This is a genomic window from Marinospirillum minutulum DSM 6287, assembly GCF_000422325.1.
Classification (GTDB): Bacteria; Pseudomonadota; Gammaproteobacteria; order Pseudomonadales; family Halomonadaceae; genus Marinospirillum; species Marinospirillum minutulum.
On sequence record NZ_AULO01000011.1, the window covers coordinates 112,386 to 135,973 of the forward strand.

The following is a 23,588-nucleotide window of genomic DNA, read 5'->3' on the forward strand; positions in this document are numbered from 1 at the left end:
GCTACTTGCTGTTTTTTATAGCCTTTCTAAAAAAACGTAATGGTACTTTTTTTTGTAGTTCTGTTTTGAGTTCTTTAATTGTATAGCTTTTTTCCCTGATCAATAACTTTAGCCACTCACCAACACTGGCATGATTATCTATGCCTACTGAGAGATCTAGGTATTTTGATAGGCCGTAGCCAGATTCAATTTTATTTTCTTTAATAAACCACTTAGCAAAATTATTGAGCTGGTAAGTTTGCCATTGGCTTAAATCATAGCTTTTGAAGTATTGACAAACAGGGCATAAATTCTTGTTGTCGTTATTCATCTTCGCTAAACCCCTGCGTTGTAAGTAAAGAGTTCATCGCGGCACCATCGGTACGCGTTAGGTTAGGTATATACCTAGAATAAACAGTAAACAGCATGCGTGTGGTTGTATGCCCCATTTGTCGTGCAATCCACTCAGGGTTTTCACCTGCAGCTAGCCATAAAGAAGCAGCGGTATGCCGAGTTTGGTAGGGGTTTCTTCTTTTTAGTCCTAAGGTATCAAGAAGCGGGTACCACACACGTTGAGTTACGTTGCGGTGATTAAGTGGATTACCCTTTAAATTAGGGAAAACAAATTTGCAGCTACTTTTTTTGCTAGCATTAAGGCGTACAAAGGCATCATAAACAGGCTGTGACATTTGCACGCCACGACGTGATTCGGGCGTTTTAGTCGTAGTGACCTTACCTTCAACCACTGTTTCGCGTACTAATATCACTTTATTGGCTAAGTCTACGTACTTCCACTGTAAGCCATCTATTTCAGCTGTTCTTAAACCAGTAAAAAAGCGCACCAAAAAATAATCGCGGTAATCAGGCCGTACATTTGTTAAAATTTGATGTACTTCAGCAAACGAGAAGGGTTCAATATCCCTATGAACAACCTTCAATACCTTGATGTTTCTGTAGGGCGTGTTAAATTCGTAACGGTCGGCAGCTTCATCTAGAATCATTCGTAAGGGCGTCATTATATGATTAACCCTATCGTTTGAAATGGTGACTTCTTGATCTCCGAGTTGACCTTTGGCGAGTGAGGCTCGGAATTTCAAAATGCTAGCTCTAGTAATTTTGCTGACTGCCTGATCTCCAAAACTGGGGATCAGGTATTTGTCTAGTGTAATTCTAACCACCTTCCTGTAAGACTCCTTCCAGCGAATAGTATTTTCATCAAACCATTCCTCACAAAATTCTTTAAACAGGGGTGTTTCGTGCTCTTCTATGCTGGTAACTACTCCTTCAAATTTTTCAGCTATAGGGCTATTAGGAAAAAAATTGCGGTAATTAAAAGTGCCTTCGTTAATTTCCTTCTCTATACGATTCAAAACAGTTTGAAGTTTGCGCCGGTTTACCACCGTGTCTTTTAGTAAAGTTTGTTCACGGCAGCGAACTCCTCGGTAACGAAAGTCAAAAAATAACGCATCATTATCTTGGCGTGATCGTATGCTAGCCATAGCAGACACCTCCGTTGCTCATAGGAATAGCTGTGCTAGTTTCCTCTTCTGAATAACGCATCATTTCTTCTTCAATAGCCTCCCAAATATAAAGAACACGGCGTCCACCAAAGGGACGGATATAATGCTTACCCTCAAACAAAACCTTATCTTTAAGGGCTTGGTTGATGTAACGAGGGTGATAGTGCAACCGCTCTGCTAATTGATTCGCTGTGATATATGTGCTCATTTGCTGCCTCCGCTGGTGCTTAATATGCTTCTATAGTGCCATAAATGACACGTCAGTCAACTTGTTTTTAGCATATTTGCTACTAATGAGGTAAATAAGGGATAATTAACGAAATTTAATGTGAGAGTGGCTATGATTCGTTTTCGTCTAAAAGAGCTGATGGCTGATAAAGCCTTTAAAGAAAACCGTAGGATTACTATGGATGAAATATCGGCCGCTACTGATGTACACAGAACAACCTTATCTAGAATTGCCAATAAACAGGGCTATAGCACTTCAACAGATGTGTTGGGCGCTTTATGTGAGTACTTTGACTGCGAGGTAGGGGACATCGCCGAAAGGGTTAGAGAAAAGCCTGAAGAGTGAGGCTAAGTACGCCAAGGAGAGGTTCAGATAGATGATGCAGCTTTTAGGTGAAACAAAAACTTCATTTTGCCGGATCAACTGGCGTCTATATCTGACCCTTTTAATAACAGCAGCATTTCCGATCATTTATACAACAACAAGAATCCACTTTTTAGGTGATCTACCTAATGAGTGGGGTTTTAATATTGCCTCTCAGCTTGCTTGGGTTAATTTAGGTTTAGAAGTAATTCAAGAAGCTATCTTATTGCCCCTTTTCTACTTACTAGGCAAAAGCATACATGACTCTAAAGCTACGATTAATAAGCTTAAAACTGGGCTCTTAGTGACTTTTATAGTTTTTGCTTTAGCTGCAGGTTTGATCGTGATTTTTGCAGAGCTACTTGTTAATGCAATGGCACAGGCCACAGAGCAAGTGCCAGCAACCATTGAATATATCCGCCTTGAAATGATTGCCGCCACCCTTTTTAACTCGGTTCGTTTTTTGATGATTTTTTTTGTTCTGCTGAGCTGGCAAAAGGTCATTTACTCTATTTTGGGCATTCAAGTTATAACAAGTATTACGCTTGATACCTTGCTACTCAGCAAGTTTGAATTTAGCTATCAAATGGGTGTTAATGGGATTGCATACAGCAACATTGTTGCAAGCCTCGCTACTTTGGCTTTTTCATTATTAGTCATCTATAAACACTATAGATTGAATAAAACTGCTTGGTTTGCAAAGCCTGATTTTAGTTGGTTAAGAGAGTGGTGGACTGTCGGCCAGTGGAGTGGTGTCGATTCATTGATTCGCAATGCTTTTTTCTTGGTATTTATTATCCGGATGATTAATGTAGTAGAAGAGCAAGGCACCTTCTGGGTTGTAAATGGTTTTATTTGGGGTTGGTTGCTTTTACCTTTCTTACCGCTAGCTGATTTAGTTAAACAAGATACGGCGCAAGGCCAGCGATTACCTCACCAGAAAAAAATGCTAGGTTATTTTGCAGCCTGTATTTTTATTGCTAGTTGCTGGTTAATTTTAATACCTGGCTTTGGCTGGTTTTTTGAGCAAGTACTAAACGTAGAATCTAAGGTTCATGTGAAATTAGTGGTTTTATTTTTACCTTTTTATTTGTTTTTCATGCTGAATACCACCATGGATAGCGTACTTTATGGCCAAGGTAGAACTAGCTACCTCGCTTTACAGTCACTGATTACCAATGTAACTGTTTATGGAAGCGCTTATTTTCTATACCTTCAAGGGGTTATCCAACCAACACTGATTGGCATTGTTCTACTTTTCGGTATAGGGATATTCGTTGATACGTTAGTTACTTGGTGGTTGTACAAACGCCATTTGAAGCAAGTTGAGTATTTTATCTAGCCAGCTTACGCCCTGTTACAAAAATCCTACACAATGAACCACCCCCATCCAGTATTTCAAACCCTTTAGGGTACTTAAAACTATGGAAGGAAGTGCCTGATGAAAAATAAATGGGTAAGCGGATTAAATGGTTGATCTTACCTTTGCATGAGAGTGAGACAGACCGGCATCTCATCGGATTATCTGGTTGATGCTTCACCTACTGCTGGTGCATGTTTCCTTCGCTAATTCCAGCAAGAACCCCACACGCCTCAACTTCCCGGTCATCGTTGCAACTCGCTCTCAGTGAAACGAGTTGTTTCTCAAGCGCTTGCAGAGCGGTTATCTGCGACCGCACATGAGAGATGTGATCATCGAGCAAGGCGTTGACGGCGGTACAAGGCTGATGAGGGTCGTCCTGATAGCTCTGTAGTTCGTGAATCTCAGCCAGTGACAGGCCCAGGATTCTGCAGCGACGGATGAAGGCCAGCCCCTCACCATGCTTCTCGGTATAGACACGGTAACCGTTGTCCTGCCGATCAGGCGGCGGCAACAAGCCCTGCTGTTCATAGAAGCGGATCGTCTGTGTTTCGACCCCTACCAACTGCGCCAACTGACCAATGCGCATCAGCCTCCTCCCCAACGGATTCTTTACTCTATTGACCTTATAGTAGCTTTATAGTTTAAAATGGTACCACAACATTGTTCAAGTGGAGTCGTATCATGAGCAAATCCTGTGGTGGCGCCTGTGGCGGTGATGCAACGTCCGCAGCGGATACCGATATACAGGCCTCCTCCGAGGCGCCAGGGAGATGGGTCAGTGTTTATGCCGTGCCGAAGATGGACTGTCCATCAGAAGAACGAATGATTCGCCTAGCCCTGAGCGGCTTTGAGGAGATTCGAGCGCTGTCCTTCGACTTGTCGAACCGCCGGCTGAAGGTCGTGCATGACGGCGAGGTCGAGCCCGTCACATCGAAACTGAAGACCTTGGGGCTAGGCGCCGCGCTTCAGGAAAGCGTTGCTGCAAATCCGGAGACCATCAAGGCCGCCGAGTTCTCGGCAGCTTCTGCTGAGCAAGAATCCGGGACCCTGCGCTGGTTGCTCGGTATCAATGCACTTCTGTTCGTGGTGGAAATGACTGCCGGTCTGATGGCTCAGTCAACTGGCCTCATTGCAGAGTCCCTGGACAATTTTGCTGATGCGGCAGTGTACGGACTCGCTCTTTATGCGGTTGGGCATAGCGTGAAAAGGCAGGTCCGTGTTGCGCACGTTGCTGGTGTGGTCCAACTGGTTTTGGCTGTTGGCGTACTCGTAGAGGTCGTGAGACGCTTTGTATTCGGTAGTGAGCCTGAATCGCTGGTGATGATGGCTATCGCATTCGTCGCATTGATTGCCAATACCAGTTGTCTGCTGCTCATATCCAAACATCGGGAAGGCGGGGCGCACATGAAGGCTAGCTGGATATTTTCGGCCAACGACGTGGTGATCAACCTGGGGGTCATCACCGCCGGCGCCCTGGTCGCGTGGACCGGGTCCAATTATCCGGATCTGATTATCGGCACCATCGCGGGGGGCATTGTACTTAACGGTGCCAGACGCATTCTGGCGTTGAAGGGTTAAATAATGCTCATTATTGGCAAAAAGCTCTCGCCGTATGCCCTATTGTCCATATCGGGCCTGCTGGCAGCGTCTGATCAGGCTGTAAAGTGGCTGGTGCAGCAATCAATGGCCTATGGCGAGTATGTTTCGGTGACCCCGTTCTTTAACTGGGTGCACCTATGGAACACCGGTGCCGCATTCAGTCTTTTTGCGAATGGTGGAGGCTGGCAGCGCTACTTTTTTATCGGAATCGCGGTAGTGGTCTCGATTTTTCTGATCAAGCTGATCCATCGGTTACGGACTGCCGGACTTCGCAGAGGAACTCAACTACGGAGTCGATCTATCAACCATCTGAGGGTGGTATCAGATTGATGGGGTGAAGGTGCCCCATCAACCATTAAATCCGTATACCCAAATAAATATGTAAGACCTGAGTATTACTTGATTACTAAAAACTTCTTAACCGGCAATAACCTTTTTGTTTCGCCTTTACTGAATCAGGAGGGTGAAGAACGAAAAACTGTTGGGTTAGAGTTTTTAGTTGCTGCACCAGCCGATTACCAGAATACTGATCCTGAAGTAATCAGTGTGTTTTTAGATAAGCAAGGTGTTGAGCGGGACTTAGCTGAAAATAACTATCAAATTCAATGCCATAAGCTTTGCAGCAACAAAATATTTAACAGCTGGGCTGAGCGTGCCATTAAAACCTTCAACGTCACCAACAACTCGGGTCTAATTTCATTAGACTTTAATGATTTAGTTGAAACACTTGAAGTCACAAAAAAAACATCGATTTGTCTTTAAAACCATTGCTGCCTCAGAAATACTTGAGGGTAGTAATGCTTTAGAAGGGGTAGCTAGCACCTCTAATACTCTTGCTTATATAGCTAATGCAGCAGATATTTCACTGGAAGAGTTTCAGGCTATTGCAGAAGCTATATCAAATCAGGCTGACAAAAAAACTCTGCTCAATATCGCATTTTTTAACTCGCCTGAAGCAGAAGTGACGGAAGTATCACTTCTGTACGCTCAAAAAAATAACTTTTAAGGAGGAGGGTAATGAATAAAAACTGGCTTAGTTTAGTAAGTAGGAATAAATTTTAGGTATACATATATTTTTTTAGTGACCTTATACGTTTACAGGTAATAAAGCTTATTGAGGATAATATGAAGCCACAAGTTTTTGCTTTTGCTAAAGTCGATAATGACTCTGCCAGAGCTATGGTCTATGCAGAAATCATGAAAGGTAAATCTCGTTTTGGAATGTGGGATCAAGAAACTTCACTTATTAATGAATATCATGGTGGCAACGGGTTCCTTCTAAAAATCAAGGCGGGCGATTGGATAGTTCACGTTAACTCTCCAAAATATGGACATTGTGTTGCAGTACAGGCGACAGGTACTTATCAATACGATGAAGGTTTAAAGTGTTCTTGGGGTATCGATTTCTGTAACTTTATACCGATAAACCCTGAGACAATAGTGGAGTTCGACCGAAATGATGAAAGGATTTTACCTTCAGTTAACCTTCGTCCCATGCGTCGTGGTCAGCGAGTTAAACAGGTTGAAGACTTCTTACAAAGCTTAGAAAATTTGAAGTGTAAAAATACAGAGATTCTAGAAGGAGAGTTGAGGGGAGTCCTTCACCTTAGAGCAAAGTTTAATACAGACCTACTTCCCAAAATTACAAAATATATTCATGAGTTGAACCGTAGTAAAGAACTAGAAAAGCTCCTTCATTCTGTTTTTAATTCAATACCCAACGTTGAGTCTACAATGAATGGATTTGGCTGGAAATCAGATCATGGCGCAGACCTTATTGTAGAGTTTCTTAATCCACTTTCATGTTTAAGCTTGTCTAGTAAGTTAATTGTTCAAGTTAAATCCTATGCTGGAGAACATACAGAATTGACTGCTATTAACCAGATAGCTGAAGGAATTGACAAGTATTATGGTGATGGAGGGTTATTAATTACTACCGGTAATACGAGTGAGCAATTAGAGGAATATGCTCATCTTGTTAGTGAGAGGCTTGGAAAACCAATTGATATTATTGCTGGTGTAGAAGTTTCACGTTTTATACTTAGGCATGCTCCAAGCTTAATTATTGGGCTTGGCAGTAAGTAAAGTATAAGTCTAGATGTTGTTTAGGCGTTTAACTATCTACGTGGATGTACAAATAATTTAATTGCACTTAACCCCCTAAGCCACCTAACTCTAGCTAGATGGCTTTTTTTATTCCTATTAATAGCTTTAGCATTTTACTTGGGTAGGTTTGGCCATTTGCCGCCCCAGTTAAGTATTTCTTTCATGGCTGCTTCTTGTTCTTGGTGGCACCAAATTCCCCAGTAGCGGCTTTTCTCTCCGGTATTAACGTCTACACATTGCACAAAGGCGTAGTGTTGGCCGTGCTGTCCGGTTTCTAGCTTTAAAAAGCAACGTGGGTCACTGTCATCAAAAACTAAATTGGTGGGTGTGGTTACACGCATTTTGTCTCCTTAATCTTTTCTTCCTGCTGCAAACAAAGATTTTTTAGGTATTTTGGTTTCCGGTTCAGGCTGGTTAACCTGTTCTGTAATTGCTGTTATTGTTGTTGCTGTTTCTGGTGCTGCTTCAATAGTGGGTTGTTCTGGCTGTACTGGGGTTTGAAGGGGTGCTAGTAGTTCAACTGCCTTAGCCACCAAATCAAACTCACTGGCTTGTGCCATGCCTTTTTGTGTTGCTAGCAGCATAATTTGATCAGCTAAACCCGATTGCTCCAGTAAATACCCCATACGCAACAAGCGACGACCGCCATAGCTATCGCCATTTTTGGCCAGCCATGCTCTTAACTCAGGGGTAATGTTGTTATCTAGGTAAATGGTGATTTTTTTGTTTCTAGTCACTGTCATGGTCTTTGCTCCTGACTCAGCTCAGGTACTGCATGATTTTTAGAAAACCACGCGCATTAGCAAAACGCGGTCTTTCGGGAATAAAAATGCTGTGACCAGTAATAAACTGCTTTAACTGTTCGGCACCACCGCCTAAATAACAAAAGCCTTCTAGGTGAGGCACTTTGCCAGTTCGACGTTCTATCTCACGGGTAATTCGGCCTGCAATAGTTTGGGTGGCTTGCTGGGTTTCTTCAGTGACTTCCTGCACCTTGCCCCTGCCTAAATCAATTTTACCGCTGGCTAACACTTGGTACATAGCTAACATATTGATAGTGCCCACCCCATAACGTTGGCTAATCAAGCGATTGGCTTCTGCAGCTATATCTAAACAGCCAATGTTTAAGGTGCTGGTGTATTCGGTTATTAAGCTGTAATCCGGCAGCACTACACAAATATCCGTGGTACGGCCACCGATATCAGCCACGGCAACAGCATGGCTTTGTGAAGCTTTTTCATGACCTAAGCGATCAATTCTTGCATCCACCCAACCGGCTAAACCTTCAGGGCAGACTTGCTGACAAACCAAATTAACGCCAGAACCTTGTACCGGCTTAAGAAGTGCAGCTTGTTTGCGTTGAATGGCACTTTTATTAATGCCTTGCTCAGTGAAGTAATGATTCAGTGGCAAGCCGGTACTGATGCTGACTTCATTGTTTAAACTGTTCTCTGCTACCAGCTTATTAAGGGTGTGATGGGTAAGCACCGTATTTAAAGTGGAGTAGGAGAAAGAATCAAAACGAGTGTCTTCTGCATCCACGGCATTTTCATCGGCAGTCCATTGTTCACCTTCGCAGGTATAGCTATAACCTTGAGAACCACTTAGCGTGATATTGGCACGTCCGGAACGAACCAAGGAGGGAGTTGAACTCTCAACCCATTGCTGTTCTTCATTAAGAAAAGCCGTTTTGTTAAAAGCACAACCGCTGTCTAAACCCACTGCTATCTTGCTCATATCGACCTCGTATCTATTGGATACCTATTGGGTATCTATCTGATGTCCACTTCTTGTCTAGCAAATAGCTAGCTCAAATAGACTGACTTTATATTGTTTGTATTGCTTGAGCCTGTATTAAATAAACAATATAGAGTTAGTTTATAGCTATAAAATAGATAGTGTCAATCAAATTAATAATATATTGGTAGTTTTGGCTGAATCTGAAAAAGAGGGGTGAAAGCTGTAAAAAAGGACTGGGGTAAGAAGGGAGTTTAGGTAAGGTTATTACTTCTTCCTTACCTAATTATTACTATACATATAAGGCTGTAAGCCCTGTTTTATGGCTGTTTAGAATAGATATTACCTTTATTACCCTTTTCCCTAGGTGGCTAGGCAGGGCTAAAAATTGGCATTTTAGGCGTGTTATTGCTTTACGTTGAATACCCAGCAGCTCAGGGTACGTTTTTTAATTCGGCTCCAAACCTTCTTCTGTTCCCTGTAGGGGTAACGGCTGGAATTAGGCAGGTATTTTTTTAATTCCTTAGGATCAAACATGGGCTGGTTGAAGGTACGGCAAAGATCCATAAAGTGCGGAATGTTAATGGCGATGTCTGTATCAGGACTATTACTATGGTTAAGCTGGTTTTCTTGGTCGTTAATGTAATGGTAGGTTTCCCAAAATTCTTCAATTATAGGGTTATCACCCGCAATGCGTTTATGCCGTTCAGCTAACATGGTTAGCACTTCTGTTTCACAGGTTTGAAGCATAGCGTCACTGATGTATTGCTTACCAAAAATCATCGGTAGCGTGGCTACAGCGGCCATTAGCTGTAAATGGTTAAGTACTAGGCGGTTGTTCTTAATGGCTTGGCTGTTGTGTCCTGTTAGCGGTGCATTCCATAAAGTCTCTTCATAGGCTTTCATGCCTTTTTCAAAGCATTCTAGCCAAGCTTTTTCTTGTTTAATGACTTGGGGTAAGAAGCTAGCAAAGTTATCTTCTTTAGAGGCATTAATTAATCGCTGGGCTGCAGGTATGGTTTCACGTTTGGCGCGGTTAAAACGTAGGGCAAGAATACGCTCTAAAGTTGCCTGTTCACCTTGTACTTCAGTGTTTTGAGCGATAACTATTGCTCCTTGGAACATGGCTTCTTCAGTATCATTACCTCGGTTAGCTATACCGATAGCACCGGTTCCCCGACCATCGTAAAGGGGCTTAATCGAGTCAAAGGTAAATTGGGCTAAGTGTTTCTTTTCTTCGGTGTAATCCGACTCAATCAACACCACAGGTAGGTTAGCCACTTGGTTAAAGGTACGCCTAATGGCAGCGGGTCTGGCTTTAGCAGGATCAAAACCTTCATAATCGCGCCCACAAGCCGCCCAAAGAATTTCGATTAAGGTTGATTTACCTGCCCCTGGCTCACCCGTGACTTCAAAAAAAGGCAGGCTTTTGTGCTGGCTGCGAATTTGTTGCGCAAAGAGGGTGGCAGTCCAGAAGCCCAAAGTAATCAGTCCTTTAGCACCAAAGGCCGCCCATAAATCACTGACCCAAGCAGGGTTAAAACCACTGGCATAGTTGATGTGGGGGCTTTTTAGATTAGTTTTTAGCCCTAGCTTACCTAATTCAAAGTAACCATCGTTATTGCGTTCAATCACCCGGCCATCACGCACCGCAAAGGTTTGATAAACGTAGGTTTTAGAAAGGCGGTCATAACCAATAAAAGGCAGGCTTTGAATGGTGCGAATGGTTTTAAACCAGCGATTTTGCAGGGTATTTAAGTCTTGGGTGTTACCGGTAAATAACGCACCTGAACCCCTTTGGAGTAAGGCTTTATTTAGGCTACTGGGGGAATCAATGCAGCTACCGGGCAATAGAATGATTTGATCAGGGTGGCCGTTCTCGTAACGCAGTTTAAGCACATAGTTTTGATCATCGGCCAGTTCATCCCGTTCAATGTACAAAAACTCTTGAGTGCAGTTACTGATTTTGCGAATTTTACTGGCTTTATGAAAAGCCGTGCTAGGGGTGGTGCTTTCTTGCAGCTCTTTTTCATACTCATTGCTATCCACACTAATTGACCAAGTAGCCTTGGCATACTCAAATACACAGCGGCTAAAGCTTTTATGCTCATACATGACTTTTGCATAACCACTGGCTGACTCTGCCTGCAGTAGCTTGCCACGGTAATGGCAAGCTTCCCAAAAGCTAGAATCATTAAGCTTGCCTAAACGGTGGCAGTCATCCCAATCCAAATCTTTAGACGGGGTGAGGGCAATTGATACCTTTTGCTCTAGTTCAATTAACTGCTGCTTAAATTTAAGTGCTGCTCGAGTACCGGCTGCATCAGCGTCATAAGCCAACACCCATTCAATGTCTAAGGCTTGGTGCTGTTCAATAAATTCAGTTGGTAGGTTGTTACAGCTAAAGGCAGCAATGCTTTTAATGTCGTACATCCACAAAGCAATCGCATCAAAAATGCCTTCAACAATATAAACACTGTCACCTTTTTGAAGCTGCATATTAGGCGGTACCCAGCACTTGCCCGAGTATTTTACCCCCGCACTGAAACGCGCTTTTTTAGCCTGACCTTCAGGTACATCTAATAAAGGGATTAGGTCGGTATCTAGCACTCGCTGCCAGTAGTGATTACCCCACAAAGGAAACTTAACCGTGGCAGCAAAAGAGCCATTCTTTAAAGGAAGCGCACCCTGCTGCCACACATTACCCAAAAGCGTTAAATTAAACTGTCGATCGTATTTTAAGTAAGCACGGGCAGTAGCAAGCGCGTCACTGGCTGAAGCAGGAAAGCGTTCTGACCAGTTGGCAAACAAATCAGCAAACAAGCTACGGGCAGTATGACTTGCACCACAGTTATTTAAACGACCACAGAAAATAACGTAGGGTTGATCTACCTTCGTAAAAGCTTCCGCCTTACCACAGGAAGGACAAAGCCCCCGTAAATAGTCGCCCTGCTGCTTAAACTGATACTCACTGACTAAGCGCTGAGTAATGGCCAGCGTTAAATCTTTATCTAACATGATGAATCACGCTGTTTTTCAAGCATTAAGCGCAAAGCATCCATATCAATCATTCGGTGCTTACCAATTTTGACTGTAGGCAAAGCTTTACGCTGCACCATGCCATTCACCACCGTCGGGCCAGCCAAAGCTAAGCCTGTTTCAGCAGCAAACTTTTTTAAAGTCATTACCGGTATAGGGTTATCAGCAAGGGATGAAGTATTAACCGTTTTGTCGGGCTTTTTCATGCAGTCACCTAATAAAATTGTTAATATTTGAGCAATATTTGAAGAAAGCTACAAAATTACTAACATGTTGTTCTTTATGTGAATCCTAACAGCAAACTAACAATATACAAGTAGTTTTGTCGTTTATTGTTGCTCAGTGTTGGTTATTGAGCAGTTTGAACACTGTTAAAGAGAGGCAGCATGTCCAATCAAGACGATGATTTAGGCAAGAAAATACAGCAAGCAAGAAAGGCTGAAGGTTATACCCAAGTAGAAATAGCTGACATTGCTGGCATACCACACAGCACCTACCGCTATTTAGAACAGCGTGGGCTAACCAGCTATGAAAACCTGCAGTTGGTATTGGATTGCCCAAGAATGAAGCGTTACACCCTTTGGGCAATGACCGGCCTAGTAGCCCCCAATGTTGGGCAAATTAGCCCTGAGCTAATGAAAAAATTAGGGGGCGGCAAACAGCTAACTGATGAAGAGCTGTTTGAGCTATGTGAAGTAGAAGCCTCCAGCCTAAAACCCATCGACCTAGATAAGATGCAAGCCGAGCTTAATGAAAAAGTAGCCAGTGTGCTAAACCAATACAAATAAACCCTTAAAGCAAAGCTAGCTAAAGGGAACGGGGAATAGGTAATAAAGGTAAGAATGCCTAGAAGCCCGATAAGTGAAGGGTTTTAGGCTGACAGAGCTAGGTAATTAAAAGGTAGGAGGGTTACCTTTTGGGTGCGCAGAGCCCTTAATAGGCTTAGCAACAACATTAATGGTGACATTAGGCGCTATGATTGGTGGAACTGTAAGTTCGGTATTAGGCAACCGTGCAGAGGTTTTTGGTGGCCTTACCCTTATAGGTGTGGGGGTTTGGATTTTGATAGGACACTTTTAATTAGTAGCTGATTGGTAAAATTAACTTACTTAGCCTCTGCTGATTAACTGAGTATTATGCTCAGTTAATCAACGAGGCTATATCTTAATCGCTAAGTTTTAACTGACTTAATTCAATTTAATTACCCTCAAACGGAGAGCATTGGCAATAACACTCACCGAAGACAGTGACATAGCTGCAGCTGCAAAAATCGGAGACAAAAGTATCCCAGCAAATGGGTAGAGTAGGCCGGCGGCAATCGGCATACCCGCTGCGTTATAGATAAAGGCAAAAAATAGGTTTTGCCGGATATTACGCATGGTGGCGATTGATAAGTGACGCGCTTCCACAATACCCATCAAGTCCCCACGTAAAAGGGTAATGCCTGCGCTTTCTATAGCCACATCCGTGCCGGTGCCCATAGCAACACCCACATCAGCCGTAGCCAGCGCAGGGGCATCATTCACGCCGTCACCGGCCATCACTACAATACGGCCCTCGTCTTTTAGGCGCTCTACTACCTTCGCTTTGTCTTCTGGTAGCACTTCCGCTTCTACTTCATCAATATGAAGCTTGCGGGCGACGGCTTCGGCGGAAGTCCGGTTATCTCCAGTCAGCATGACTACACGGATGCCATCCTTTTGCAGCGCAGAAATAGCCGCCTTTGTAGTTTCTTTGATTGGATCTGCTATGGCAATCAAACCACACACCTGATTTTCCACCGCAGTGAAGATCACCGTTGCACCATCCACGCGAAGTTGATCTGCTTCCTCGTCATAGGCCGAGGTATCAACGCCTTCTAACTCCATCAACAATCGGTTACCAATCAGAACACTTTTCCCATCAATCTTGCCGGTTACACCTTTACCGTTCGGCGAATCAAAATCTTCGGCATCCGGCAAGGTGATTTTCATGGCTTTGGCTTTATCAAGAATTGCATGCGCCAGTGGATGCTCACTGCCTTTTTCCAATCCACCGGCATATCGCATCAGGTCTTTCTCACTGAAACCATTTGCAGGAACTAGCTTAGTCACCTGAGGTTTACCTTCGGTCAGTGTGCCGGTTTTATCAACCACCACCGTATCGACCTTTTCCATGCGTTCCAGCGCCTCAGCATCGCGAATCAGCACTCCATTCTGAGCGCCTCTCCCTACACCAACCATAATTGACATAGGTGTTGCCAAGCCCAGCGCACATGGGCAAGCAATAATTAGTACACTCACCGCTGCTATAAGACCATATGCCATGGGTGGTATTGGCCCAATAGCTGACCATACAATAAAGGCAATGACGGCGATGACTATGACTAGCGGAACAAACCAGCCGGACACCTTGTCTGCCAAAGCTTGAATCGGCGCACGACTGCGTTGTGCATTGGCTACCATCTGTACAATTTGCGACAACATAGTGTCGCGCCCAACCTTGTCAGCTCGCATAATAAAGCTGCCCTGTTGGTTCATGCTACCACCGATTACCTGGTCACCCACCTGCTTACTCACCGCCAAGGGTTCACCCGTCACCAGTGATTCGTCGACATTGGAGCGCCCTTCCAGAATCTCGCCATCCAAGGGTACTTTATCGCCTGGGCGGACTCGCAAGCGGTCACCGACCTTAACCTGATCCAGAGAGACATCAGACTCTCCACCATTATCATCTAGCTTTCTTGCGGTGGACGGCGCCAAATCCAACAGAGCCTTTATCGCTCCCGAGGTTTTTTCTCGAGCACGAAGTTCCAGTACTTGTCCAAGTAATACCAACACCACAATGACGGCTGCCGCTTCAAAATACACAGCAACAGAGCCGTCCACTTGTCGGAAAGCATCGGGGAAAATTTGTGGAGCTAAAGTTGCGACAAAGCTATAGATCAACGCGACGCCGGTACCCATAGCGATTAGCGTGAACATGTTCAGATTACGGCTGAGCACTGATTTCCAGCCTCGAACAAAGAACGGCCAACCACACCAGACAACCACAGGTGTCGCCAGTACCAATTGAAGCCAGTTAGAAACTTGTGGCGATACGATTTGATCAAGGCCGGTAAAGTGGCCTCCCATTTCAAGCAGAAATACGGGGAGCGCTAGAACTAGGCCAACCCAGAATCGACGCGTCATATCGGTAAGCTCTGCCGACGGGCCATCGTCGAGGCTCACTTGCTCCGGCTCCAGACCCATACCACAAATTGGGCAATCACCAAACCCTAATTGACGGATCTCTGGGTGCATTGGGCAAGTGTACATAGTGCCGGGGGCAACCGGCTCCGCGGGCACTTGCGCCTTATCAAGGTGCTTCTCTGGAGCCTCTTCAAACTTTGACTGGCATCGGGAAGAGCAGAAATACCAAGTTTTGCCAGCATGTTGACTGCGATACTCTGCCGTATGAGGGTCTACAGACATCCCGCAGACTGGGTCTTTTACTGCATGTTCAGAGTGATGCTTACCTTGATCGTGCTTATGTTCACTCATTTTGCACTCCTGATTTTGCTTTGTCTGCTGGCCAATTCGAAAATGCAATGAAGTATAAGAATGCTAGGTTCACCATCGGTATTATAACCAGAACTCCTATCCAGCCAGGATAACCAGCGCGCTGACTAATTCGCCAAGTAGGTATTATGACAATAATGGCAATGACCAACATCCATAGCCAATGTCCAACCCACATAGTATTAAAAAACATATTCCCGTCCATCATGACAGTACTCTCCAATTTATTACGGATTCAAATACTCTCAATTCTTTTACACTAGGTTTGTTCTTAAAAGACAAGCCTACGCCCAATAACGCAAATCAACCCTCTGTGCTATTACCACCAATCTTTAAAAATACTCTATAATCAAAGAGTTGCGTTAGTGATCAATGCCTATCTATTCTAGTAGACGTGTTTTTATATCCTAAACTTAACTTGCTAGTGCAACAGCCTGTAGTTCTTCAAATACTTGACCTGAAAATACAGCTTTTCTGCTTACTACTGCCGCTGAGTGATAGCTTTCTGTCTAGCTAAGGCCTGCTTTGGCCAGTGGCTTTTTATATAGGCAAGGCTTGCGCGTATTTCATCATCACTCAGCAAGTTTTTGTAGGCTGGCATATCACTTGTATAACCAGGTGGTGCGGTGACTCCAGGCACTAAGCCATTTTTGGTAATATCAAATAGCATTGAATCTGGATGATGCCAAGTGTGGCCCGTTTCATCGTGTGGCGGAGCAGGTAGGCGACCGTTAGCTTTACGTAACTGCCAATTGGGTTCTCCTTCTAGCTTTCTACCATGGCAAGATGCACAGTTAGCCTCATAAACCTGCTTACCTTTTGTCACTAGTTTTTGGTTAGAAGGATTAATATAAGAGGACTTAAAGCCTAAAGAGAACCCACCAACTAATACACTGATCCCGAGTATTAAAACGCCAGACACTCCCGCTAGTGTTGCTACTTTTTTTAAGCTCATCGCCATTTTGCTTTCTCTATTTGACTAGTTTTTAGAAGTTAAACTAATTGTAGAGATCCCAACTGTCGGCTAGATGACTGAATCATTACATTTTTGTAATGTGAGCTAGCCACTGAATCAGTTATATTGAGTGGCTTTTTAGTGAGGTTTATTTTGTGGCAAGAAAACCGGCATCTTTAGCTTTACACCTAACGGTTACCATTGGCGCTGTTATTACTTGTGTGTTACTTGCTTTTGGTTGGGTGGTCGAGCGTTCAATTGATTCGCATTTTATTCAACAGGACGTTGATGAGCTAAATGCTGTTATACAAGCGGTAGCAGAAGTGCTTAGGAAGGCACCACCCAATGAATTTGATGAAGAGCTAAGTCAACGCTTAGCAGGTGCCGTTTCAGGTCATCATAATGCACAATTTCGTCTCCTCGATGCGAATTATAAGGAAATTTATACTTCTTCTAACTTAAAGCTTGATGATTTCCAGCCAGCCGTTCTTTTTAACTCAAATATCATTACTGAAACAGTTGAAGTTTGGCAAAACGCAGGTAAAACCTATCGAGGTGCTGCAGTTCAGCTACTGTCTCCTACTCTTTTAATTAGGCAACCCCTTATTTTAACGGTGGTGACTGACATTGATTTTCATCTGCATTATTTAGAGGGCTTTCGGAATTATCTAAAACTGATAACTTTAATAGCCAGCCTAATTGCTATTTTTGCAACTTGGCTGGCTGTTTATCTAGGTCATGCGCCATTAAGGCGTATTAGCCAAGAGATTCAACAAATAAAGTCTGATCATTTATTCATTCGACTTGATCCTGATTCAGTCCCAATAGAATTAACTGAGTTAGCTATCTCTTTTAACGCCATGCTTAGTCGCATTGAAGAAGGATTTCAGCGCCTTTCAAATTTTTCAGCTGATATAGCACATGAATTGCGAACACCCATTACTAATTTAAAAACTCAGACGGAAGTCGTTCTCTCAAAGCCACGTACTAATGAAGAATACCAAGAAGTTTTGTATTCCTGCCTAGAGGAATATGAGCGGATGGCTAAAATGGTTGGCGATATGCTGTTTTTAGCTCAAGCTGATAATAATCAACTTAAAAAAGAGCTTGATAAGGTAAGTTTAAATGATGAAGTAAAGGCACTCTTTGATTACTTTGAGGCTTGGGCAGAAGAGCAACAAATAACGCTGACTTGTGAAGGGGTTGTACCCCTTATAGTAGGGGATCGTCTTATGCTTCGCCGTGCTTTAAGTAATATTTTATCTAATGCAATACGCTATACCACTCAAGGCGAGGAAATAAAAGTTCACCTCGAACAGAAGAAGACAAAGGTCATTATTTGCATTTCTAACCAAGGGATACCGGTTAGTTCAGAGCATTTACCTAAATTATTTGACCGTTTTTATCGTGTTGATCCTTCTCGACAACGTAAAAATGAAGGGACAGGGCTAGGTTTAGCAATAACCCAGTCAATTATTGCTAGTCATGGCGGCACTATTACTGCTAAAAATAGCAAAGGTATCATGACTTTTGAGCTAGTGTTACCTATCAACTAGTTAGCTTGGTTTAAGGTATAGCCCATACCCCTTATGGTCTTAATAAGTTTAAGTTCATAAGGCTCGTCAATTTTGGCTCGTAAGCGACGAATAGCAACATCAATAACATTGGTGTCACTGTCAAAATTCATATCCCATACTAAAGAAGCAATCAAAGAGCGTGGTAACACCTCATCCTGGCGACGAACCAGCAGTTCTAACAAAGTAAATTCTTTATTGGTCAGATGAATAAGCCCCCCAGCACGAGTAACTTGGCGACGAGGCAAGTCTAATTTTAGATCAGCGACTGCTAGTTGGTTGTTTTCTACTTGCGGTGTACCACGGCGCAACAAAGAGCGTACCCGAGCCAGTAACTCAGAAAAAGCGAAGGGCTTAACTAAATAATCATCAGCCCCAAGCTCTAATCCTTTAACCCTATCTTCAACACTGTCTTTTGCTGTTAAAAACAAGATGGGTATTTGTTTATCTTTGCTGCGTAAGGTTTCCACAATACGCCAACCATCAAGATCAGGCAGCATGATATCAACAATAAGAAGGTCGTAAGGTTCGTTGATAGCCTGATAAAGCCCATCGAGGCCATTTCTAGAAAGATCAACCACAAAGCCTGCTTCACTAAGCCCTGTTTGCAGGTAGTCACCTGTTTTTTGCTCATCTTCTATTACTAAAACTTTCATTGCTGCCCCTTAATTAAATACCGAAGGCTTCTTATAAAAGCTTAGTTTACATCAATCTAGGGGAGCAATAGATGACAAGTTTGTAATGCAGCCGTCATCTTACCGACAGAGACTATTGTTTACTATTTAATCAGTAATTAATTCACATTGTTAAATTTTAAGGAAAGAAAATGAATAAAGTACTATCCGTTTTATTGCTATCTTTATTGCCAATGCTTGCGATAGCAGCGAGTGAACAAACTAACCATCATGGCGGCGATCATAGGCATAAAATGTCTAACCAAGGTGGACAGCATAATCACGAGATGATGCGTAGAAATCATCATAAAAATAATATGTCAGGCATAAATCATAATATGGGCAGCCATGATCACAAGATGGAGGGTATCGGGCAGCCAGGTCTAGCGACTGAAGTGACTCGTACTATTGAGCTAGTGATGAAGGATAATATGCGTTTCATACCTGAGAAACTAGAGGTGTCTGCTGGAGAAACTGTACGTTTAAAGGTTGTTAATGAAGGTAGAATAGATCATGAGCTAGTTATAGGTGAGATGGAGTCACTTTTAGAACATGCTAAAGAAATGCGTATGATGCCTAATATGGTGCACGACGACCCTAATGCAATCACTTTGAAGCCTGGTGCAAAGGGTGAGTTAATCTGGAAGTTTGATCAAGCTGGGGTTGTTGATTTTGCTTGCTTACTACCAGGGCATTTTGAAGCAGGTATGAAAGGTCAGGTAAAAGTTAAGTAAGCTGGAGTAGCCCACAATTAATAGGGTAGTTACCTGATTTTAACTACAGAATCACCTCACTTCACCTTAGGCAAATCGTTCCAACGGGTTGTATAGGCTGGGGAGAGGTGTTCTCTTTTCATTGCCCAAGTGTTGGTGTTGCAGTTTCCTTGGCTAGCTAAAGTCACTGTACCTAAACCGCTTTCATTAATTTGATCGACCGCTGCCATTAACTTTTTACTGCGGTATTTCTTGGTCATATCTTCAAACAAGCTGGGTTGGCTGGCATTCTGGTCATAAAAATCAGCCAGCATCACGCCACCTTTGTTATAGCGGTATCCATCTCGCCAAATACTTTCTAGCAGTTGCATGGCTAAACGCGTTAAAGCCCTTGAATCATTACTTGGCTCGGGGAGTTGGCCTGTGGCTGAGTTGCTATAACTGGGTTGATCGGTTTTAAATCGATTGGTTTGAATAAAGACTGTCAGCACCTTAGCTTGTTGATCTTCAGCCCTTAGCTTTTCTGCTGCACGGGCGGCGTGCCGAGCTATGGCTTGGCGCATATTATCTAATTCAGTAACCACCTGACCAAAGGATCGGCTGCTGATAATCTGTTTTCTCTTAGCAGGAACTTCTTCTAATTCAAGGCAAGCAATGCCGTTTAATTCATGGACTGTTCTTTCCAACACAATAGAAAACTGGTTTCTAATCTGTTGAGGGTCGGTTTGCGCTAAATCTAACGCTGTTGTAATACCCATTGCATTCAAGCGTTTAGTCAGTTGCCTGCCAACACCCCATACTTCTTCAACTGGGGTAATCGCCATTAATTTTTCTTGCCTGACTCTTGCAGTTAAGTCGACGACGCCACCCGTTGCTGGGTATTGCTTGGCACCATGATTAGCCAGCTTTGCTAAAGTTTTAGTGGTGCAATACCCACACAGACTTGAATGCCGGTGTCTTTATCAACCTTAGCTTTAACCTGCTTACCAAAACTTTCTAAATCAAAAAGCTTATCAAGCCCTGATAAATCTAAAAAAGCCTCGTCTATGGAATAGACCTCAACCCTAGGTGCTAAAGCCTCTAAGGTGCGCATCACACGGCTGCTCATATCAGCATAAAGCGGGTAATTAGATGAAAAAACCTGGATCTTATGTTTAGCGATTAACTGCTTAATCTTAAAAACTGGCACACCCATCTTAATGCCTAAGGCTTTTGCTTCCCTAGACCTTGCCACAACACAACCATCATTATTGGAAAGCACCAGCACCGGTACATTTTTAAGTTGTGGAGCAAACAACTTCTCACAGCTGGCATAGAAATTATTGCAATCCACCAGCGCAAAAATTTGGCTCATGGTTGGCAAGTGGTGCGATTACGCAGGTTACGAACCACATTAGTCACCACACCAAAAATCTCCAAATCACCACCTTCAGGAATATCAATCGGTGGGTAAGCAGGGTTATGGGGTAATAAATATGGTTTAGCACCCAGCACTAACTCTTTAACCGTAAACTCGCCGTAAAGACTAGCCACCACAATATCGCCCTGAACCGCCTGAATAGAGCGATCAACCACCAGAATATCGTTCGGAAAAATACCCGCATTAATCATCGAGTCACCTTCCACCCGAACAAAAAACGTTGCAGCAGGGTGCTTAATGCAAAGCTCATTTAGATCAAGGGTTTGCTCAATATAGTCCTGCGCAGGCGAAGGAAAACCCGCTGAAATTGCATCACTAAATAAAGGAATGGCTAGGTAATTCTGCTGCAACTGAACAGCATCACCGCTAACACCCATGTAAGTCACACGCATAAAGGCCTCTGTACTCTATTTAACCACTAGATAGCTGGTTGTTTGTACAGTAGGGTAAGCCGTTTTAGTTTTGACAGCAACCTAAAGAACTTAACCTTTGTGATCTTATACAGTCTATTTTTGTTATTGGACTAAAAAAGGCACGTTTAGCCTTTAGGCTTGGCACACTAATTAACTTACCAATAGATTTAAGCTTTATAATTCAATCGGTTCCATATTAAACAGGAAGGATAGTGTGCCTGCTCTTAGCAAGATAGGCGGCGTGCTTGAATTGTAACCAATGGCTAGCTTGTTTTTACTGATTAAACCTTTAGTATTCAGAGCCATACATTAATTTTTAGTAAGCAAGCCAAAGCGACAAAACGAGCATGCCTACTAATACGCTGTTATGCAATCAAGGAGGACAAGTTACGTGATCACTGACCGAGAAACTGAACTGGCTGAGCGACTAATCAAGCTACATGACGGAAGGAGCTATCGGGAACTCCAAGAAATGTCGGCGCTGCCTAAAGACCCGAATGACGATGGGAAGATCACTGAAGACATGTATCTGGATATGTGTCGGGATATAGAGAACGAAATGGGTGCGTTGGAAAGCATCGAGTCTATAGATTGCCTACCGAGAAATGAGTCCAAGTTGACGTTGTGGAAGGCGAAGTACAGCAAAAGTGATATCAAAGTGTTTTGGGCGATTGGATTCGACTCGGAGACACTGAAAGTTCAAGACGTTTTGGTCCAATGGTAAATGCATAACAAGGCCAGTCACGGCGACGTCTACTACATTGCGGCTTCGCCTTCATTCCGTAGCCGCGCATGCTGGCTGGCGTTATGTGCTTACTTAGGAATTCCCAATGATCGAATTATTAAAAAAAATTGAAGCGCTAAAAGAGATATACGACATATCTGAATTTGAATGGGAAATACCTAGAAGCTGTCCACTGCCAATTCCGGAAAAAAGGGCTAGTAGCTTTCAAAAAAATGTTTATTTAAAGAAGAATCTAAAATCTATTATTAGCGATGATAAAACATTATCTACGCATTATTGGGTTATTCAGGATTGGGGTGGCATTGGGTCTTTTAAGAAAAATGAGCGAAATGACAAGAGGATCGTTAAGTTTCTTGAAGAGCTTAAAGATGGAAAGCTTACTAAAGCAAATTTTGACGCTATTTCATCTCTTTCAAAAGTTGCATCATTCATGCATCCTGAAGAATATGTCATTTATGATTCAAGAGTAATATATGGTTTAAATTGGTTACTATTTAATTTTTCAGATAGTAAGAAGCTTTTTCCTCAACCAGTTGGTCGTAGCGCTGCTCTATCGAAATATGATATGCAAACAATATTCAGGCTATCTGGTAAGCACTACGAGTATTATTCACACAAAGAAGCATTTCATGAATACTGTAAATTGATCAAACAACTATCATCAGATAAGACAGCTCCATACCTATTAGAGATGTTTATTTTTGCCATTGCCCCCTCATGGGTAGTTCAAGATATACAAGAAACAGTATCGCTTAAAATTAGTCATGCACATAACAAGTCAAAGCACGCTGACGCAGTAAGCTGCGCCGGTGTTTGAGGCGTTAGGCTGCAAAAGGATACAGAGAATCATATGAAATTGTCAGAAGCTGAAGAAGGTTTAGATAAGCACGTACACGACTTAATAGATATATGCCCACATTGTGGAGCAAAGTCACATATTGAAAGGCAGTGGGCAGGCAGTCACATTCTGGCCAATCGTAATGCAGAGTTTTATGTGATTTTTAGATGTAAGCCATGTCGTAGGTTAATTCTCAAAACTTTTTTCCTTCTTCAAAATGAATATTCGAGAGATGAAAACTTTGAAATTAAGGGGTGGGATGAGAAATTCCCCGCTGTTATAGATGACCAATTGACTGAGGAAGAACTAGCATTTATTGATCCAGAAGTTCTGCTGGACTATAAAGAGGCATTGAAATGTATGAGCATTGGAGCCGACAGAGCCGCGTGCTCTATGTTTCGGCGTGCGCTCCAGTCATCGCTAGTAATTCTCGGAGCAAACCCTAAGGATGATCTTATTAAGCAGATTAACTCACTCCCTTCTTTGCCGGAGGATATCAAAGACTGGGCACATCAAATAAGAATATTTGGAAACTGGGGCGCGCATCCGGATGTGGACCAATTGAAGAATGTCGAACCAGAAGATACAGAAGAAGTACATGATTTTTTGGCGAAGTTTTTTATGTATACATTTGTTATGCCAGAGAAAGTAAAACGTTCACGAGTTCGCCGCGATGAAAAGGTTAAGGTCAATGATCATGCTGATAAATAGTGGTTGCAAGAGATCAAGCCTAACAAGCGTTTGCAGTACATTACGGCCCTGCGGGCCTCCATCGGACAGCT

28 protein-coding genes and 1 pseudogene are annotated in these 23,588 nt (G+C 43.0%); 14 read left to right on the top strand and 15 right to left on the bottom strand.

What is annotated here, in order from left to right; translation table 11 throughout:
* Window position 1 precedes the first annotated feature (1 nt).
* The 3 genes from H571_RS0105825 to H571_RS0105835 are packed head-to-tail and all read right to left on the bottom strand — an operon-like array spanning window position 2 to window position 1,707.
* Window positions 2–310 carry a hypothetical protein gene (locus tag H571_RS0105825; RefSeq protein WP_027848492.1) on the bottom strand — a complete coding sequence of 103 codons (309 nt, stop codon included), beginning with the start codon at window positions 308–310 and terminating at the stop codon, window positions 2–4.
* The gene (locus tag H571_RS0105830) at window positions 303–1,478 is read right to left on the bottom strand and encodes a site-specific integrase (protein WP_027848493.1); all 1,176 of its coding nucleotides are present in this window, start codon (window positions 1,476–1,478) and stop codon (window positions 303–305) included. Before H571_RS0105830 ends, H571_RS0105825 begins: the two co-directional genes overlap by 8 nt.
* On the bottom strand, window positions 1,471–1,707 hold the full coding sequence (locus H571_RS0105835) for a hypothetical protein (protein ID WP_027848494.1): 237 nt from the start codon (window positions 1,705–1,707) through the stop codon (window positions 1,471–1,473). Before H571_RS0105835 ends, H571_RS0105830 begins: the two co-directional genes overlap by 8 nt.
* A 132-nt stretch (window positions 1,708–1,839) precedes the next feature.
* Here H571_RS0105835 and H571_RS0105840 point away from each other — a divergent pair, with 132 nt between their 5' ends.
* Together H571_RS0105840 and H571_RS14365 are read left to right on the top strand one after the other, a co-directional pair.
* The gene (locus H571_RS0105840; RefSeq protein ID WP_027848495.1) at window positions 1,840–2,073 is read left to right on the top strand and encodes a helix-turn-helix domain-containing protein; all 234 of its coding nucleotides are present in this window, start codon (window positions 1,840–1,842) and stop codon (window positions 2,071–2,073) included.
* Window positions 2,074–2,104: 31 nt separating this feature from the next.
* Window positions 2,105–3,433 carry an MATE family Na+-driven efflux transporter gene (locus H571_RS14365; RefSeq protein WP_051168178.1) on the top strand — a complete coding sequence of 443 codons (1,329 nt, stop codon included), beginning with the start codon at window positions 2,105–2,107 and terminating at the stop codon, window positions 3,431–3,433.
* A 199-nt stretch (window positions 3,434–3,632) separates the two neighbouring features.
* Here the strand turns inward: H571_RS14365 and cadR are convergent, their stop codons facing one another.
* The gene (gene cadR, locus H571_RS0105850; protein ID WP_004364961.1) at window positions 3,633–4,040 is read right to left on the bottom strand and encodes a Cd(II)/Pb(II)-responsive transcriptional regulator; all 408 of its coding nucleotides are present in this window, start codon (window positions 4,038–4,040) and stop codon (window positions 3,633–3,635) included.
* Window positions 4,041–4,135: 95 nt separating this feature from the next.
* On the opposite strand from cadR, the gene H571_RS0105855 reads away from it, so the two are divergent.
* The 5 genes and pseudogenes from H571_RS0105855 to H571_RS0105875 all read left to right on the top strand — a co-directional run bounded on the left by H571_RS0105855 (window position 4,136) and on the right by H571_RS0105875 (window position 7,138).
* Window positions 4,136–5,032, top strand: a complete 897-nt coding sequence (locus H571_RS0105855; RefSeq protein ID WP_027848496.1) for a cation efflux transmembrane domain-containing protein — start codon at window positions 4,136–4,138, stop codon at window positions 5,030–5,032.
* Window positions 5,033–5,137: 105 nt separating this feature from the next.
* Window positions 5,138–5,248: pseudogene (locus H571_RS16285) on the top strand (signal peptidase II); the annotation flags it as partial.
* Window positions 5,249–5,452: 204 nt separating this feature from the next.
* Window positions 5,453–5,815 carry a hypothetical protein gene (locus H571_RS0105865; RefSeq protein WP_027848497.1) on the top strand — a complete coding sequence of 121 codons (363 nt, stop codon included), beginning with the start codon at window positions 5,453–5,455 and terminating at the stop codon, window positions 5,813–5,815.
* Entirely contained in the window at window positions 5,781–6,059 is a 279-nt protein-coding gene (locus H571_RS0105870) for a hypothetical protein (RefSeq protein ID WP_027848498.1), read from the top strand. Before H571_RS0105865 ends, H571_RS0105870 begins: the two co-directional genes overlap by 35 nt.
* Window positions 6,060–6,178: 119 nt before the next feature.
* On the top strand, window positions 6,179–7,138 hold the full coding sequence (locus H571_RS0105875; RefSeq protein ID WP_036217766.1) for a restriction endonuclease: 960 nt from the start codon (window positions 6,179–6,181) through the stop codon (window positions 7,136–7,138).
* Window positions 7,139–7,272: 134 nt separating this feature from the next.
* On the opposite strand, the gene H571_RS0105880 is transcribed toward H571_RS0105875, so the two are convergent.
* The 5 genes from H571_RS0105880 to H571_RS14375 all read right to left on the bottom strand — a co-directional run bounded on the left by H571_RS0105880 (window position 7,273) and on the right by H571_RS14375 (window position 12,141).
* Window positions 7,273–7,500, bottom strand: coding sequence for a hypothetical protein (locus tag H571_RS0105880; RefSeq protein WP_027848500.1), 228 nt, complete (start codon window positions 7,498–7,500; stop codon window positions 7,273–7,275).
* Window positions 7,501–7,509: 9 nt separating this feature from the next.
* Window positions 7,510–7,902 (bottom strand): hypothetical protein, encoded by a 393-nt coding sequence (locus H571_RS0105885; protein ID WP_027848501.1) that lies wholly within the window; start codon window positions 7,900–7,902, stop codon window positions 7,510–7,512.
* A 16-nt stretch (window positions 7,903–7,918) separates the two neighbouring features.
* The gene (gene parM, locus H571_RS0105890) at window positions 7,919–8,896 is read right to left on the bottom strand and encodes a ParM/StbA family protein (protein WP_027848502.1); all 978 of its coding nucleotides are present in this window, start codon (window positions 8,894–8,896) and stop codon (window positions 7,919–7,921) included.
* Between the two features lie 405 nt (window positions 8,897–9,301).
* Window positions 9,302–11,914, bottom strand: coding sequence for a toprim domain-containing protein (locus H571_RS0105895; RefSeq protein ID WP_027848503.1), 2,613 nt, complete (start codon window positions 11,912–11,914; stop codon window positions 9,302–9,304).
* Window positions 11,908–12,141, bottom strand: a complete 234-nt coding sequence (locus tag H571_RS14375) for a helix-turn-helix domain-containing protein (RefSeq protein ID WP_036217768.1) — start codon at window positions 12,139–12,141, stop codon at window positions 11,908–11,910. The genes H571_RS0105895 and H571_RS14375 overlap by 7 nt, the downstream gene beginning before the upstream one ends.
* Window positions 12,142–12,321: 180 nt before the next feature.
* Here H571_RS14375 and H571_RS15490 point away from each other — a divergent pair, with 180 nt between their 5' ends.
* Both H571_RS15490 and H571_RS15790 read left to right on the top strand, forming a co-directional pair.
* Entirely contained in the window at window positions 12,322–12,723 is a 402-nt protein-coding gene (locus H571_RS15490) for a helix-turn-helix domain-containing protein (RefSeq protein ID WP_051168179.1), read from the top strand.
* A gap of 148 nt (window positions 12,724–12,871) precedes the next feature.
* Entirely contained in the window at window positions 12,872–13,015 is a 144-nt protein-coding gene (locus H571_RS15790; protein WP_281167274.1) for a manganese efflux pump, read from the top strand.
* Between the two features lie 107 nt (window positions 13,016–13,122).
* On the opposite strand, the gene H571_RS0105915 is transcribed toward H571_RS15790, so the two are convergent.
* Window positions 13,123–15,456, bottom strand: coding sequence for a heavy metal translocating P-type ATPase (locus tag H571_RS0105915; RefSeq protein WP_027848504.1), 2,334 nt, complete (start codon window positions 15,454–15,456; stop codon window positions 13,123–13,125).
* Window positions 15,457–15,955: 499 nt separating this feature from the next.
* Entirely contained in the window at window positions 15,956–16,435 is a 480-nt protein-coding gene (locus H571_RS0105925; RefSeq protein ID WP_051168180.1) for a c-type cytochrome, read from the bottom strand.
* Between the two features lie 149 nt (window positions 16,436–16,584).
* Between H571_RS0105925 and H571_RS0105930 the strand changes: the two genes are divergently transcribed.
* The gene (locus H571_RS0105930; protein ID WP_027848507.1) at window positions 16,585–17,985 is read left to right on the top strand and encodes a Cu(+)/Ag(+) sensor histidine kinase; all 1,401 of its coding nucleotides are present in this window, start codon (window positions 16,585–16,587) and stop codon (window positions 17,983–17,985) included.
* Here the strand turns inward: H571_RS0105930 and H571_RS0105935 are convergent.
* Entirely contained in the window at window positions 17,982–18,659 is a 678-nt protein-coding gene (locus H571_RS0105935; RefSeq protein ID WP_027848508.1) for a heavy metal response regulator transcription factor, read from the bottom strand. The genes H571_RS0105930 and H571_RS0105935 overlap by 4 nt on opposite strands.
* A 170-nt stretch (window positions 18,660–18,829) precedes the next feature.
* On the opposite strand from H571_RS0105935, the gene H571_RS0105940 reads away from it, so the two are divergent.
* Window positions 18,830–19,411 carry a cupredoxin domain-containing protein gene (locus H571_RS0105940; RefSeq protein WP_027848509.1) on the top strand — a complete coding sequence of 194 codons (582 nt, stop codon included), beginning with the start codon at window positions 18,830–18,832 and terminating at the stop codon, window positions 19,409–19,411.
* Window positions 19,412–19,467: 56 nt separating this feature from the next.
* On the opposite strand, the gene H571_RS16290 is transcribed toward H571_RS0105940, so the two are convergent.
* The 3 genes from H571_RS16290 to H571_RS0105950 form a co-directional block, all read right to left on the bottom strand.
* Window positions 19,468–20,214 (bottom strand): DinB/UmuC family translesion DNA polymerase, encoded by a 747-nt coding sequence (locus tag H571_RS16290; RefSeq protein ID WP_425411348.1) that lies wholly within the window; start codon window positions 20,212–20,214, stop codon window positions 19,468–19,470.
* Window positions 20,215–20,300: 86 nt separating this feature from the next.
* Window positions 20,301–20,744 carry a Y-family DNA polymerase gene (locus H571_RS16295; protein ID WP_425411349.1) on the bottom strand — a complete coding sequence of 148 codons (444 nt, stop codon included), beginning with the start codon at window positions 20,742–20,744 and terminating at the stop codon, window positions 20,301–20,303.
* The gene (locus tag H571_RS0105950; protein ID WP_027848510.1) at window positions 20,741–21,202 is read right to left on the bottom strand and encodes a LexA family protein; all 462 of its coding nucleotides are present in this window, start codon (window positions 21,200–21,202) and stop codon (window positions 20,741–20,743) included. The genes H571_RS16295 and H571_RS0105950 overlap by 4 nt, the downstream gene beginning before the upstream one ends.
* A gap of 412 nt (window positions 21,203–21,614) precedes the next feature.
* Between H571_RS0105950 and H571_RS0105955 the strand changes: the two genes are divergently transcribed.
* The 3 genes from H571_RS0105955 (at window position 21,615) to H571_RS0105965 (ending at window position 23,517) form a co-directional block, all read left to right on the top strand.
* The gene (locus H571_RS0105955) at window positions 21,615–21,947 is read left to right on the top strand and encodes a hypothetical protein (RefSeq protein ID WP_027848511.1); all 333 of its coding nucleotides are present in this window, start codon (window positions 21,615–21,617) and stop codon (window positions 21,945–21,947) included.
* A 106-nt stretch (window positions 21,948–22,053) separates the two neighbouring features.
* Window positions 22,054–22,785 (top strand): hypothetical protein, encoded by a 732-nt coding sequence (locus tag H571_RS14390; protein WP_036217771.1) that lies wholly within the window; start codon window positions 22,054–22,056, stop codon window positions 22,783–22,785.
* 33 nt (window positions 22,786–22,818) lie between these two features.
* On the top strand, window positions 22,819–23,517 hold the full coding sequence (locus tag H571_RS0105965) for a DUF4145 domain-containing protein (RefSeq protein ID WP_027848512.1): 699 nt from the start codon (window positions 22,819–22,821) through the stop codon (window positions 23,515–23,517).
* Window positions 23,518–23,588: the final 71 nt, after the last annotated feature.